Annotated in this window: 11 protein-coding genes; 5 read left to right on the plus strand and 6 right to left on the minus strand. The window is 57.3% G+C overall.

Annotated features, from left to right (window positions below; translation table 11 throughout):
* Positions 1–66: 66 nt before the first annotated feature.
* Positions 67–1,503, plus strand: a complete 1,437-nt coding sequence (locus tag HMJ29_RS04430; RefSeq protein ID WP_171590332.1) for a hypothetical protein — start codon at positions 67–69, stop codon at positions 1,501–1,503.
* 86 nt (positions 1,504–1,589) lie between these two features.
* Here the strand turns inward: HMJ29_RS04430 and HMJ29_RS04435 are convergent, their stop codons facing one another.
* Both HMJ29_RS04435 and HMJ29_RS04440 read right to left on the minus strand, forming a co-directional pair.
* Positions 1,590–4,037 (minus strand): prolyl oligopeptidase family serine peptidase, encoded by a 2,448-nt coding sequence (locus HMJ29_RS04435; RefSeq protein WP_171590333.1) that lies wholly within the window; start codon positions 4,035–4,037, stop codon positions 1,590–1,592.
* 123 nt (positions 4,038–4,160) lie between these two features.
* Positions 4,161–4,976, minus strand: a complete 816-nt coding sequence (locus HMJ29_RS04440; protein ID WP_171590334.1) for an ion transporter — start codon at positions 4,974–4,976, stop codon at positions 4,161–4,163.
* Between the two features lie 249 nt (positions 4,977–5,225).
* On the opposite strand from HMJ29_RS04440, the gene HMJ29_RS04445 reads away from it, so the two are divergent.
* Both HMJ29_RS04445 and HMJ29_RS04450 read left to right on the plus strand, forming a co-directional pair.
* Entirely contained in the window at positions 5,226–7,271 is a 2,046-nt protein-coding gene (locus HMJ29_RS04445) for a HelD family protein (RefSeq protein WP_171590335.1), read from the plus strand.
* A gap of 234 nt (positions 7,272–7,505) precedes the next feature.
* The gene (locus HMJ29_RS04450; protein ID WP_171590336.1) at positions 7,506–8,036 is read left to right on the plus strand and encodes a hypothetical protein; all 531 of its coding nucleotides are present in this window, start codon (positions 7,506–7,508) and stop codon (positions 8,034–8,036) included.
* Between the two features lie 306 nt (positions 8,037–8,342).
* Here the strand turns inward: HMJ29_RS04450 and HMJ29_RS04455 are convergent, their stop codons facing one another.
* The 3 genes from HMJ29_RS04455 to HMJ29_RS04465 all read right to left on the minus strand — a co-directional run bounded on the left by HMJ29_RS04455 (position 8,343) and on the right by HMJ29_RS04465 (position 10,426).
* Positions 8,343–8,969, minus strand: coding sequence for a hypothetical protein (locus tag HMJ29_RS04455; protein WP_171590337.1), 627 nt, complete (start codon positions 8,967–8,969; stop codon positions 8,343–8,345).
* 116 nt (positions 8,970–9,085) lie between these two features.
* Positions 9,086–9,733: an HD domain-containing protein gene (locus HMJ29_RS04460; protein ID WP_171590338.1), complete on the minus strand. Its 648-nt coding sequence runs from the start codon at positions 9,731–9,733 to the stop codon at positions 9,086–9,088.
* A gap of 258 nt (positions 9,734–9,991) precedes the next feature.
* The gene (locus HMJ29_RS04465; RefSeq protein WP_171590339.1) at positions 9,992–10,426 is read right to left on the minus strand and encodes a GNAT family N-acetyltransferase; all 435 of its coding nucleotides are present in this window, start codon (positions 10,424–10,426) and stop codon (positions 9,992–9,994) included.
* A gap of 146 nt (positions 10,427–10,572) precedes the next feature.
* On the opposite strand from HMJ29_RS04465, the gene HMJ29_RS04470 reads away from it, so the two are divergent.
* Both HMJ29_RS04470 and HMJ29_RS20595 read left to right on the plus strand, forming a co-directional pair.
* On the plus strand, positions 10,573–11,985 hold the full coding sequence (locus HMJ29_RS04470) for a PQQ-dependent sugar dehydrogenase (RefSeq protein WP_171590340.1): 1,413 nt from the start codon (positions 10,573–10,575) through the stop codon (positions 11,983–11,985).
* Positions 11,986–12,089: 104 nt separating this feature from the next.
* Positions 12,090–12,221: a hypothetical protein gene (locus HMJ29_RS20595; RefSeq protein WP_262922199.1), complete on the plus strand. Its 132-nt coding sequence runs from the start codon at positions 12,090–12,092 to the stop codon at positions 12,219–12,221.
* A 115-nt stretch (positions 12,222–12,336) separates the two neighbouring features.
* On the opposite strand, the gene HMJ29_RS04475 is transcribed toward HMJ29_RS20595, so the two are convergent.
* Positions 12,337–13,335, minus strand: a complete 999-nt coding sequence (locus tag HMJ29_RS04475; protein WP_171590341.1) for a cation diffusion facilitator family transporter — start codon at positions 13,333–13,335, stop codon at positions 12,337–12,339.
* Positions 13,336–13,454: the final 119 nt, after the last annotated feature.

Consider the following 13,454-nt stretch of genomic DNA (forward strand, 5'->3'; position numbering starts at 1 on the left):
GCCAGAGCAAGTGTTGGCTTATAGGGTGTAGGCCAGCGCAAGGGTTCTGTTCAAGCTTCACTACTTATGCGTAAAAATTTACTCACTATTGCCGCATTGGGGCTGGTAACTGTGGCGGCGCAGGCGCAGCAGTTTGAGCCGGGCTATTTAGTGCGCCAGGCCGGTGACACGCTGCGCGGCACCATTGAAAATGAGTTTTGGGAGGATGCGCCCCGTGAGTTGCGGTTCCGGTCGCAGCCGACGGCAGCCATTATGAATGTATCTACACGCTCGCTCCGTGGTTTCGGGCTAAGCAGTGGGCGGCAATGGCGGGCGCAGGTACTATCGTATGATGCTGCCGCTGAAAGCCGCCGCACCTATGTGCAGCGCGATGCGCCCCGCACCCGAATGGTAACGGATACCTTGCTGACAGAATTGCTGCTGGATGGCCCTCTTAGCCTGACGGTTGCTTTCCGGAGTACGAGCCCTCACTATTTTGTGCAGCGGGCGGGCCAAGCCCCCTTAGAACTGGTGAACCGCGTGTATTCGCGCACCAATGCCGATGGACGAGAGATACTTAGCCAGGTGAATAATTTTCGGGAGCAGCTGCGGCTATACCTGCAGCCGGAGTGCCCAGCTGTTGCGCAGCGCTGGAACCAGTTACGTTTTGAGGCCGCCAGCTTACGCACCTTTTTAGTGGCCTACAAAACAGAGTGCCTGGGCCTGCCAGCTCTCAAACCAGAGCCCGGAGCCCAGCCTGCAGTTACGGGGGCCGGAAAAATGCGCTTAGAGGTGGGCGTGCTAGCGGGGGCCAGCTTCGTGAACAGCCATTTTTCCAAGCCAAGCTACATCACAACCGACGTAAACTACCCGGGTCCGGGAGCAAACCTGGAGGATGTTAATCTGGAGCAAGCCTACCTGTCTGGCGCGCAGCTTGAGCGTGGGGTGCGTCCCGTAGCCGGCGCCTACTTGGATGCTTTGTTTCCGGGCCGGCGGTTTGCCTTGCACCTAGAAGGGCAAGTTCGGCGGCGTAGCCAATACACTGCTGCTTTTTCAACTAATCAGGCCACTTACCCCACTAAAACCTACACGGTGGGCGCCAGGACGCTCCCTTCCGTGGCCCTAGGGTTCCGGCTGTTCCGCCCCGTAGGCCTAGGCCAGGTAGTTGCGGGCGCAGGGCTGGCACTGCAATACAACTCTTCCCTGCCGAGCCGGGTAGATTTCCCCGACGCCAGCCAACGGGAGTTCAGAGGCCTGCGCCTACCCGACGCACGCGTACTGGTAAACAGCAATTCTCAGTTTGCCCCTTATGCAGAGTTGGGCTATCGGCGCGGACGCCTGACGGGCACGCTTAACTGGCGTTACTTCTCCGATACTGTTGAGGACCCCTCTACTATCAACCGAGTCTTGTACAACCGCGACAACAACACTATTGCGGCGGTAAATACTACTCTGTATTCGTATCGCACCCAGCAGTTTCAGCTCAACGTGGCCTACCGCCTCAACCGCAACACCGATAAGTAAGTGAGGCTCACCAGAAACAGGTAGGCCGGCACTCCTTTGCAGAAGTGCCGGCCTACCTGTTTCTAGCCACAACAGTAAGCTTAAGCTTACTGCCCCCCCGTACTCCCCCCAGCCGCTCCAGTGGGTTTGAGGTTGGTTTCAAATAACTTCAGAATCCGCTTGTACTCATCCGTCCAGGAGGCAGGCTCCTCGAAGCCGTGGTTTTCAACGGGGTATACTGCCAGCTCCCAGTTCTCTTTGTGCAGCTCAATAAGGCGCTGGGTGAGGCGTACAATATCCTGGAAGTGCACGTTAGTATCTACCATGCCGTGGCACATCAGCAGGGCTCCTTTCAGGCCATTGGCATAATAAATTGGGGATGAACGAACGTAAGCCAGGGAGTCGTTGTAGGGCTCGTTGAGGATGTTGTCGGTGTAGGGGTGGTTGTAGTGGGCCCAGTCGGTTACGGAGCGCAAGGCCGCGCCGGCCTTAAACACATCAGGCTGGGTGAACATGGCCATCAGGGTGATGAAGCCGCCGTAGCTGCCCCCATAAATGCCGATGCGCTGCGGGTTCACGCCGTACTTCTCCGTCAGGAGCTTGGCGCCGTCTACCTGGTCGGAGAGGTCTTTGCCACCCATAAAGCGGTAGATGCCCGTGCGTACATCGCGGCCGTAGCCGGCGGAGCCGCGGTAATCAATATCCAGCACGGTATAGCCTTTATCTACCAGCAGGTTATGGAACATGTACTCACGGAAGTAGGTGCTCCACCACTTGTGAGCATTCTGCAGGTAGCCGGCACCGTGCACAAAAATTACGGCTGGGCCTTGGGCCTGCGGGCTGGTAGGCCGGTACAGGCGGGCGTACACATCGGCCCCGTCACGGGCTTTAATGGTAATAACCTCAGGCGTGCGCCAGGCGTAGCTTTCAAACTCGGGGGTGGTGCTGTGGGTAAGGCGGCGCATGTTAGCGCCGGGCTTGTTCTCCATTACGTACAGCTCCCAGGGGGTATTGGCCGTGCTGTAGCGCACGGCCAGCATTTTCTCATCGGGGGAGATGGTTACTTCACTGCCGCCGGGCAGGGAGGTAAGCTGCGTCAGGGCGCCACCGCTTACGGGCATGCGGTAGAAGTGCTGCTCACCGGGGTGCACTTTATTGGCCGTGAGGTACCAAGTCTTTTTATCCTGGCTGAGCTGGGCTTTCTGCACCTCAAACTTGCCGCTGGTCAGGGCCTTCTTCTGGCCGGTGGTTACATCAACGGTATAAAGGTGACTGTAGCCGCTCTCCTCACTCTGGAACCAGATGCGGCGCGAGTCGGGCAGCCAGCCCACGTTGCCTTCCTCGTAGCCAATACCAGGGCCGTTAATCCAGGCATCGTCGTGCTGGCGGTCGAGCAGGGTGATCTTCTGGGTGGCAGGGTCGAGGCCCACAATCCATCGGTCCTTGTTATCGGTACTGCGAATCACGAGAAACGCCCGTTGGCCATCCTCAGACCAGAAAGGACCATAGGGCACTACGCGACGCAGCTCATTGGCCGGCTTCTCTTTCTTGGCAGTAGTGGCTTTGGCAGAGTCGGCGGGGGCGGGGGCCTTGGGCTGCAGCTGGTACTCCTTGCGGTAAGCTGGTTGCTCATCCAACCCCTTCAGCTCACGGTAGCCCAGCACAAATGTCGTGTCGCGGCCAATATCATACAGGCCTAGCTGGTAAGCGGTTTGGGGGGCCCCTACTTTGGTGCGCGTATTAATGTCTTCGGTGAAGCCAGAGGCAGTTACAAAATTGGGCACCAGCGCTACTTTCTCGCCGCTGGGCTCCTGCACCAGCGTGTAGGTTACGTAGCGTCCATCGGGTGAGAGGCGCAGGTTACGAGCCGACTGCTGGCCCAGCCAAATGGCTTTGGGCCGCAGGCGCGCCAGGGCTTTCTGCTGACGCTGGCGGGCCTTGGCATCCTGGTCTTTCTGCCGGATGATATCAAAGAGCGCCAGCTGCTGGGCCTTCAGAAACTTATCTGATTTATCAGAAGAGCCATCCGTAGGCCTGTTGCCGCGGCGGAAGTCGGTGCGCTGCACGGTTTCGCCGGTGGTGGGGTCCCAGGTGTAGAGGTTGCCGGCACGGGTATAGCTGATAAGCCGGCCCTGCAAGGCAAACGTGGGGTCTAGCTCCCGCTCCGCGGTGCTGGTAATGCGGCGCACGCGCTGGGTCTTAAGGTCGAGCAGGTAGATGTCGCCGTCTTTTTCATACACTTTGCGGGTGCGGCGCTGGTCGTATTCGCCGCCGGGGGCGGGCAACTCCCGTTGCTTCCGCTGGCTTACCTTGCGGGCGCTGCCGCCGCTGGGGCTGATGCTGTAGAGCGAGTCGCGGCGGGCCTTTTCGGGGTTCCAGGTAAAGTATATGCGCTTGCCATCCTCGGCCCAATAAATATTGCTGGGTGAGCTACCAATCCACTGCGCGGGGTCGCGCATGATTTTCTCAACGGTAAGCGGCGCCAGTTGCTGGGCCCGAACAACAGGTGATAAAGCGGGCCCAGCGGCCAGCAGCAGGAGAAGTCGTTTCAGCATAGAAGCGGCACATAACAAAGCCGGACTGCAACTTACATCACGGCAGCCAAGGGACATAGCGCCGGCGTGAGTGTTGCATGAGTAGCCCTTCTGGTTGGGTACCGCCCCAACACACCACCTATCCTAGTCAGGCTTGGGAGGGCTTGCTGAATTTACAAGCCCTCTCGACTGCCGAAGCTCGGCGCGCAGTTGGCGTACTTCCTCATGCAGGGCTGCTACGGCATCGGCTCCGGCCACTTCCGCCTGCGGGTTCTCGGCATCGCGGCCCATGAAAAACGTGGCCAGAGTAGCCGTGAAGTAGCCAAATACGGCAAAGCCATACAGCGCCAACAGAAAGCACAGCATCTGGCCTTCGCCGGTGCGGGGCCAGTAGTCGCTGCCCATGCTGGTGAGCAGCATGGCCGTCCACCACAGGGCCTCGGGGTAAGTTTTTAGGCCGTCGGGCACATCTTTCTCAAAGGCATACATGCCGGCCGCGCCCATGAGCAGCACCACGCCCGTCAGGCCCAGCACGTAGCCCACGCCGCGCCGCCCAAAGCTGGCTGCCAGTGCTTTCATGCCGCGGTTGAGGGAGCCTACCACTTTCACCAGCCGTAGGCCCCGCACTGCCCGCGCCGCCCGAAACACGCGCGCCAGCCTAAACAGGCGCAGAGCTGGCACCAGCAGTGAAATCAGTGTGATGATGTTGCGCTTGAGAAACCGCAGTTTATGAGGCGCCAAAAGCAACTTTAGCAGAAAATCCAGGATGAAAATCACCCAGATGCTGGTGCCCACCATTTCCAGCACCGGAGTAAGCCCCCAGAGGAGCTCTACTCCCAGCAGCAGCAGCCAGCCAAAGCCCAGCACCAGCATGGGCGTTTCTAGCCAGTTGGTGAGTTGCTGCAGAAGTTGGTAGCGCTCATGCTGAAGCTGCTTCTTTTCGGGGTCTAGGTGGGGCATAGAAGGCAGAATTCACGTCGACGTACCCTGAGTTTACGCCCCTTACCAAAGGGGGTTCTAGGTGGCCAGACCAAACGGGAGCTGGCCCAGCAATGGTAGGCCACTCAATTTGCCTACTGGTTACGCTTCAGTAAACCCGTCAGCAGAGCACCTAGGTACAGCCGCTTCACCCAATTAAATGGGGCTACTTCTTCTATAGCCCGGATTTTGGTGTCACCTTTAAGGTCCGCATTAGAAGAACCGCCCGTGATGAACGTAACCGAATCGGAAGAAAAAGAATACCTGGAAGAAATTAAGGAGAAGCTGACGCTGGCCATCCGGCGGGTAGATGAGGCCGTAAAGCAATTCTCCGACGAGCTGCGGCAGAAAAAGCAATATATCCATGAGCACCAGTCGGGCATGGACGAAGCCGACATGGTAGCCGCGGGCCAATCTATTAACCGCATGGCCTTCACGGGCGAAGGTGCCGTGGCCCGGAAGCGGCGGCTGCTCAAGCTAGGCCAGTCACCCTACTTTGGTCGCATTGATTTTGTAACCCCTAACCAGGTGAAAACGCCGGTTTACATTGGGGTGTACTCATTCTTTGAAGAGCAACAGCGCCAGAACCTGATCTACGACTGGCGGGCCCCTATATCCTCGCTGTTCTACGACTTTGAGCTGGGCGAGGCTTCCTACTCCACTCCTTCTGGCACCGTACAGGGCACCATTGAGCTCAAGCGGCAATACAAGATCCGCGACGGCCGAATGGAGTTCATGCTTGACAGTGACGTGAACATCCACGATGATGTGTTGCAGCAGGAGCTAGCCAAGTCCTCCGACGACAAGATGAAGAACATTGTCGCCACCATTCAGCGGGACCAGAACGCGGTAATTCGCAACGAAACGGCTCCGGTGATGATTATTCAGGGTGTGGCGGGCTCAGGTAAAACGTCTATTGCCCTCCATCGGATTGCTTTTCTACTGTATCGCTTCCGGGAAACCATAAGAGCCAAAGACGTGCTCATACTTTCTCCCAACAAGGTCTTCGCCGACTACATCTCCAACGTGTTGCCTGAGCTGGGGGAAGAGCACATTCCTGAGATGGGCATGGAAGAGCTGGCGGCCGACCTGCTTGGCAACCGTTACGCGTTCCAGACCTTTTTTGAGCAGGTATCGGCGTTGCTGGAGCGGCACGATCCGGCATTTATTGAGCGCATTCAGTTCAAGTCTTCGTTTGAGTTTCTCAGCAAGCTGAACCAGTACCTCGTGTATATTGAGAACAACTACTTTACCGTTACTGAGTTGCGAGTGGGCTCTACGGTGGTACCCAGCGCCCTGATTCAGGCAAAATTTAAAACCTACCACCGCGTACCGATGCTCAAGCGGTTTGCGCTGGTAGCCGATGATGTTAGGGCCTACGTGCGCGATGCCGTGCGCCGCAAATTGAGCGGGCGCGAGAAAGCCACCATTGGGGAAGGCATTCCTCGCATGTTCAGGTTTCATCAGGTGCTAGACCTATACCGCGATTTTTACCGCTGGCTTGGCCGGCCCGAGCTCCTGAAGCTAGCCCACCCGCAGCCCCTGGAATACGCCGATGTGTTTGCCCTGATTTACCTGCACCTGCGCCTGGAAGGACTACCCTCTTATGATCAGGTAAAGCACTTGCTGGTAGATGAGATGCAGGATTACACGCCGGTGCAGTACGCCGTGTTGTCGCGGGTTTTTCACTGCCGCAAAACCATTCTTGGTGATGTGAGCCAGACGGTGAACCCGTACAGCGCTTCCTCAGCCGAAACCATTGAGCGCGTATTCCCGCAGGCTGATGTAGTTAAGCTTTACCGCAGTTACCGCTCAACGGTAGAAATTACTGCCTTTGCGCAACGCATTACTCCCAATCCCCATATCATTCCGCTGGAAAGGCACGGCCCGGAGCCTACCACAGCTCGCTTTGAGCGCCCAACAGAAGAGTTAACGGCCATTAAGCAGCTGGTAACGGCCTTTCAAGCGTCGGGCAACCACTCGCTGGGGGTTATCTGCAAAACTCTTCGGCAGGCAGAAGAGGTGTTCGAGGCGCTCCAGGCTCCGGGCATTCATTTGCTTACGGAGGAGTCTTCGTCCTTTAAGGAAGGGGTTATCATTACCACGGCCCATCTGGCGAAAGGGCTGGAGTTTGATGAGGTTATTGTGCCCTTTGCTTCTGCCCGCAACTACAAAACGGAAGTTGATAAAAGCATGCTCTACGTGGCCTGTACCCGGGCTATGCACCAGCTCACCCTAACGTACTCAGGGGAACTTACGCCCTTTTTAGCTCCTTAAAGCAACGGTTTCTACTCGTGCATGTCAGAACTAACCAGTAGGCTGGTAGTTAGCACAGCCCCGAGAAAGTGGTAGCTTAGGCCACTGCCGTGATGGTTCCGGTTGGTAGGGTTTTGCTGCCTTCGTTTCGCGTTGCCGTGATTATGCATCATTGCCCTGCTTAGGTCTATTTGGGTGAAGTATTGCGTTGTACTTGCCCGCCTCCAGTGGCTGCTGTTGGTTTGCCTCAGCAGCTTGGCTAGCCCTGCGTGCGGGCAGGCCAGGTCAACCGGGCCGCTTTACGCCAGAACGCACCGCTTCGTGTATACGGCAGTAGTGCCGGTGGCTGGAGTAATTCAGGCAGACTTGGTGCTGCGCGCCGGTGCGTGGGCCCGGCGGGTCACGCCGGCCGGCCAGCTACCCATCAGCACGAGCGGGCCCGATACGGAAGTGGTTAAGACGACGGGTGCCTGCCCGTTTGCATACGAGTGGGGCGGGCAGGCCGTGCTGGGTGAGCTGCGGTACGCTGCCACCATCTCGGTGCGCGAAGGCCGCTACCGGTACGAGGTGAAAGACTTTGCGTTTGTGGAGCCTGGAGCGGGCCGGTCCCCAGCCTCCACCACGCCCGCCGAAACGTATTACAACGGCAACTTCAAGCCCTATACAGAACAGGCCTCTCGTTTCCAGGCCACGATGCGTACGTGCTTCACCGAAATCGTGCAAGAGGAGCTGGCCCGCCTGCAAGAGAGCATGAGCCAACTTACCAATAAACCCGGGAATGAATAACCCGGTACGGCCTAGTACTCCCTTCTTATAGGAGCACACTGTATAATCCTCAACACAGCTAGCACTCTAACGCTACGAGCCAACGAACTCAGCGCAATTCGTCTACCACTTCTAGCTTACTATGGGCTATTAACAGAAGCTCGTTTCCCAGCCTAGTACCACAACCAAGATTCAGGTGCAGTAGGGATAAACTATCCTTTTCCTAAGTCCTCGTTTATAATATACATTATGATAAGGGACGAAACCCAGACAGGTGAGGGACTTTCTAGAGCCGTTTGGTTGAGGGAAAGTCCTGTTTGTGATAGTCTACTCTTTGTAGCAAAGAGGTTCTACTTGGTGCTGGGGCCGGCTAGCTTTGTCGAAGAGCAGGATGAGCCGAGTTTCAAAGGCCGGCACTGCTATAATCATTTGCCAATCGGGGGAAATAGAGGGGACGTGCTGCTGGAGTTTTATCAGGAACTGATACCAGCCAAGCGTTGATTCCGTCAAGGTTAAGGACGAGGTGTTGCCGAAGAAGAGGTCAAGGCATATTTCATCGGTGACGTACTCGTCCCTTTTGTAGCCAAAAACGGATTCCAAGTCGCCCCAGGCATAATAAGCCGTACCAAGTTCTTGCGTTAGTAGGAACCCCGCTGCGTCATAAGAGAAAGGCCCCAGGCTAGCTTGTGCTGCTTTGAATTCCTCCGCAATCACCTGTTTGCCCAACGCAGAATTATGAGTTACGAATAGGTTCTTGGGGTTGAGCAGCTTGTAGAGGAGCATTAGGCCTCCTCCCCCCCAGAACAGAATACTTCCCCAAAACATGAAGGAAGAAGATTGATCTCGGGTCCAAAAGGCTGCGGCTACAAACAGGAAACTGATGCTAATCACACCCACCAGTTTGGCTTTGCTTTCCCAAATAATTCGGCGGTTGTGGAAGATTGGAGGCGTCATCAAGGGCGAAAGGTAAGACAAGGGATAAGAGCGTGCTAAATACACTTCATCGCTCTTGCCGCTACGTTCTCCACTTCAAACTGTCTGATAAGTCGTTTTATGTTTACTTATAACTCTTACACCCCTCCACTTTCCCAGGCTTTTAGCTCAGCTTGCAAATTGCGGCGGGCTTGCGCGTCGAGCTTGTTGCGGAAGAGGGAGGTTTGATAGAGAACGGGGGCGGTGAGTAGTTTCTCCAGCACTTTGCGGCGGCCACGGCGGTAGAGGAAATCGGGCACGAGGCGGTACTCCTGGCGCACCTGGCGGGCATACTGCCAGTAATCGGCTTCCGGGGCCCCGAGGATTTTCAGGTCCGCGTCGAGGAAGAAGTGCAGGTCAGGATCGGCGGCGGGCTGGGGCTGGGTGTGGTCTTGGGTGCGCTCAATGAGGTAGGCCACTCGCTGGCGGCGTTCCGGAGAGAGCGTAGAGTGTCCTAGAAACTCCAGCGCCAGGGCAGCGCTCCGAGCTTCGTTATCGTCGCGGCGGGTGCTGTACACGGCATCATGAAACCAAATGGCTAACTGCACCACTTCGGCATCCTGGAGAAGGCTGGCGTGCAGATCGGCGCAGTTGAGCAGGGCCCGGATATGCTGCAGGGAATGATAGTGCCGGTCGGAGGCTTGGTACGCTTCTGTGAGTTGCTTGAGGGCTGCCGTACGACGAGTTTCATCTGGGATAAGAGGCGCTGTCAGCTGGTGCCAGCGAGCAGGCAAAGTCGTATTCATAACCATGGCAATACTGAAGCAACTAGGTGGGGCGTATGATAGAAATATACTACCTCCGGCAGGCAGATTATAGTAGACGAGCTTGTGTTTTTTGCAGTTAATGGTCTTTTATATCCAAAGCCATTGACCAACAAACACGTATATCTTTCTCTATATTTTATTACAGCACAACGGCCCCGCTTGAGGGCATAGTATAATAACGGGGCCCTACTTTACATAGGCTCCAAAGTGGCCTAGGCCACTGCTACGGCTGCGCTGCTAGTTGGCCGTGGGCGTACCGTACGGGTTGGGCCGCCGGATTTCCAGATAGCGCTCCGGAGCGGCCAGGTCTTGAAACCCGAACTGCCGGTACAGGCCGTGCGCATCTAAGGTTGCCAACAAGTAGCGCCGTAAGCCCTGCAACTCCGCATGGGCCCAGATGGCGGCTTGTAGCTGTTTCCCAATGCCCTGCCCCTGGAACGCGGGCAGCACAAATACGTCGCAGAGCCAGGCGAAAGTGGCCTTGTCGGTGATGATGCGGGCGTAGGCCACTTGCTGGCCCGAGGGCGCATACACACCAAAGTTGAGGGAGTTGGCAATAGCTCGCTGCACCGTTTCCAGCGGAATTCCCTTTGCCCAGTACGACTCTTGGGACAGGTAGTGATGAATAGCCGTAACGTCGAGCTGAGCGGGGTCGGTGCTGATGGTGTACATGCGGGAGGACAGGCAGAACAAGTGGCCTAGAGCCAGGTGAGAAACAGGCTAGCAAGGTACGGCCTGAAAAGGTGCAGCGGCTTCATCCGTCTGGCAGAATAATTCGTTCATCGGAGGAACACTATCCTTTGAATAACCCCCTGACTATGAAAACTCTGTATGCAGTATGTATCACTGGCCTTGTAGTAACCAGCGCGGCCGTGGTAGGGCGGGCACAAACGCTGCCGGTGCTTACCACCTTTCCGGTGGGTACTACTACCGTTACGGTTTCGGCGCTGAGCACTGGCCTAGAGGTGCCGTGGGAGCTACTATGGGGCCCCGATAATTTTATCTGGATGACGGAGCGTGGCGGACGCATCAGTCGCGTGAACCCCAACACCGGCGCTGTTACCCCCCTTATTACGCTCAGTGATGTGGTAACCAGCTCCGAAGGTGGCCTACTGGGCATGGTGCTCCATCCCGATTTTTCGACCTCGCCCTATGTGTATGTGGTGTACAACTACAACGACAATGGCTATAAGGAGAAGCTGGTACGCCTGACCTACGCCAACGGTACGCTGGGCAGCCCCGTGGTGCTGTTAGGAGGCATTCTGGCCGTGAGCACCCACAGCGGCTCGCGCCTGCTCATCCTCCCCGACCGCACCCTGCTTATGACCACCGGCGACGCCCAGGACCGCCCCACTGCCCAAGACCGCGCCTCTCTCAATGGCAAGGTGCTGCGCCTAAACCTCGATGGCACCATTCCGGCCGACAACCCAGTGGCCGGCAACGCGAGCTATACCTTTGGGCATCGCAACCCCCAAGGGCTAGTGCGGGCGGCCAACGGAATCCTGTACAGCTCTGAGCATGGGCAGGATGCCGAGGACGAGGTGAACATCATTGAGCCCAACCGCAATTATGGCTGGCCTACCGTAGAGGGCCTTTGCAACCTCCCGGCCGAACAGGCCTACTGCAGCGCAAACAACGTACGGGAACCCATTTTCACCTGGGCGCCCACCGTAGGAGTAGCCGCCCTCACTTACTACAACCACCCCGCTATTCCGGGCTGGCGCAATAGCTTGCTGGCGGCTACTTTGCGCGGCAGCAAGCTCACCCAAATTCCGCTTAACACGGCCGGTACGGCTGCCGCGGGCGAGGGCGTGTTTAGCCTTACCTCCTTCGGGCGGCTGCGGGCCATTTGCGTTTCGCCGCAGGGGCGCGTGTACGTGGGTACCAGCAACCGCGACGGCCGCGGCACCCCCGCCCCCACCGACGACCGTATTCTGGTGCTCGAAAACCTCGCCTACGTACCTACCCCCACCACCGCGGCCCGGCAAGAAATGCTAGGCCTATGGCCCAACCCTGCCCGAGGCAGCGTAACGCTGCGCTTACCTGCCCCAGCTACGGCTACCCTGCCCACTGAACTGCGTGATGCCCTGGGCCGGGTGGTACTGAGCAGCCGGTTCGCCGTAGGCCAGTCGTCGTTGGCTATGTCGGTGGCCGGGCTGCGGCCGGGGCTGTACTCGGCTAGCGTACTCACCCCAACCGGAAGCTATACGCAGCGCCTAGTAGTAGAATAGCCATGAAAGCGCGGAAGCGTGCAGCCCGCACCGTGGCCCGGAACGCCAACTCTTGGCGTCCGTATGGGAGGAGTAGTTCGTTGTTCAAGCCTACGTTCTTCCCTATGCTTCCTCCTTTCCTGAAACGCCGCGAGCGAACCAGCGGCTCCGATCCTGAATCCAACAAATGGATCTGGTACGTTTTTGGGCTCCTGACGCTGCTGTGGCTGCTCTACTCCTGGTTTATTGATAAGTAACTGTGTACCTCCCCCCGGCCCCTCTCCTCGGGAAGAGGGGTGCATTCTAACGTATAGCTCAGTCACCCAAGTCGTTTGGCACCCCTCTCCCCGAGGAGAGGGGCTGAGGGTGAGGTTACTCCTCTTCCAACAGCAGCTGGTGGCGCTCGTTCTTCACGGTGTTGGCCAGCGTCCAGGGGATTTCCTGGCTGAAGGGGTGTTGCCGCACGGGGCAGTCGGGCATGTGGCAGTGCGAGCAGGCCGCGAAGGTGCAGGGGTCGGCGTGCACAAACATTTCTACCTCTACGTCAAACTTGCTGGCCACGAATTCTTCAATGCGGTGCACCTGGCCGTGGGTTTCATCGAGAGTGAAGTAGTAGGGCATGGTCACGTGGCAATCCACATGCAGATCGGCGCCGTAGCGCAGCACCCGTAGGTTATGCACGTCAATCCAGGAGGGCTGGCGGTGCGCCTGCAGCTCAGAAATCACCTGCTTCACCGTTTTCACGTCTGACTCATCCATGAGGCCCCCAATGGAGCGGCGCAGCATGCGGTAGCCATTCACCACAATAAATACGCCCAGCACCAGAGCGGCGCCGGAGTCAAACAATACGTTGCCGGTAAACAGCACCAGCAGCAGCGCCGCGCACGATACTAGGGTGCTCACCGAGTCCATGTACAGGTGCTGCCCATCACCTACCAGTGCTACGGAGTTATGCTGCCGGCCGGCGCGCACCAGCAAGAAGCCTACCACCAGGTTTACCACGGCCGTGAAGGCCAGCAGGGCCATGCCCCAGTCGGGCCGCTCTACGGCGTGCGGGTCAAGCAAAGAAAGAATGGCCGAGCGGAAAATATACACGCCGGCCGTCAGAATCAGGGCACCCTCAAACCCAATGGAGAGGTACTCAATTTTGCCGTGGCCGTAGGGGTGGTTTTCATCTTTGGGGAGGCTGGCCAGGTAGATGCTGTACAGGGCAAAACCACTCGTGACTACGTTGATGATAGACTCCAGCGCGTCGGTGAGTACGGCCTGGGAGCGGGTGAGCAGATAGGCGTAGAACTTAATTGCTACTAACACCACACTGACAACCAACGATAATAGCCCGTAGCGCGTTTTGAGGGGGAGTGAAACCATGAGGACGTAACCGTGGAGCGAACAACAAAATTCAGGTAAAAAACCCGGTGGGCCACCGATGACACAACTTTTTGAAACAAAACCAGTAATTAACCTGTCTTAAAAATAAATTTAGACTA

The sequence above is a fragment of the Hymenobacter taeanensis genome (genome assembly GCF_013137895.1).
GTDB classification, from domain to species: Bacteria; Bacteroidota; Bacteroidia; order Cytophagales; family Hymenobacteraceae; genus Hymenobacter; species Hymenobacter taeanensis.

Bases quoted from the DNA above. Each gene is read 5' to 3' on its own strand.
- HMJ29_RS04430 (WP_171590332.1), top strand. From the start codon at position 67: ATGCGTAAAAATTTACTCACTATTGCCGCATTGGGGCTGGTAACTGTG.
- HMJ29_RS04435 (WP_171590333.1), bottom strand. From the start codon at position 4,037: ATGCTGAAACGACTTCTCCTGCTGCTGGCCGCTGGGCCCGCTTTATCA.
- HMJ29_RS04440 (WP_171590334.1), bottom strand. From the start codon at position 4,976: ATGCCCCACCTAGACCCCGAAAAGAAGCAGCTTCAGCATGAGCGCTAC.
- HMJ29_RS04445 (WP_171590335.1), top strand. From the start codon at position 5,226: ATGAACGTAACCGAATCGGAAGAAAAAGAATACCTGGAAGAAATTAAG.
- HMJ29_RS04455 (WP_171590337.1), bottom strand. From the start codon at position 8,969: ATGACGCCTCCAATCTTCCACAACCGCCGAATTATTTGGGAAAGCAAA.
- HMJ29_RS04460 (WP_171590338.1), bottom strand. From the start codon at position 9,733: ATGAATACGACTTTGCCTGCTCGCTGGCACCAGCTGACAGCGCCTCTT.
- HMJ29_RS04465 (WP_171590339.1), bottom strand. From the start codon at position 10,426: ATGTACACCATCAGCACCGACCCCGCTCAGCTCGACGTTACGGCTATT.
- HMJ29_RS04470 (WP_171590340.1), top strand. From the start codon at position 10,573: ATGAAAACTCTGTATGCAGTATGTATCACTGGCCTTGTAGTAACCAGC.
- HMJ29_RS20595 (WP_262922199.1), top strand. From the start codon at position 12,090: ATGCTTCCTCCTTTCCTGAAACGCCGCGAGCGAACCAGCGGCTCCGAT.
- HMJ29_RS04475 (WP_171590341.1), bottom strand. From the start codon at position 13,335: ATGGTTTCACTCCCCCTCAAAACGCGCTACGGGCTATTATCGTTGGTT.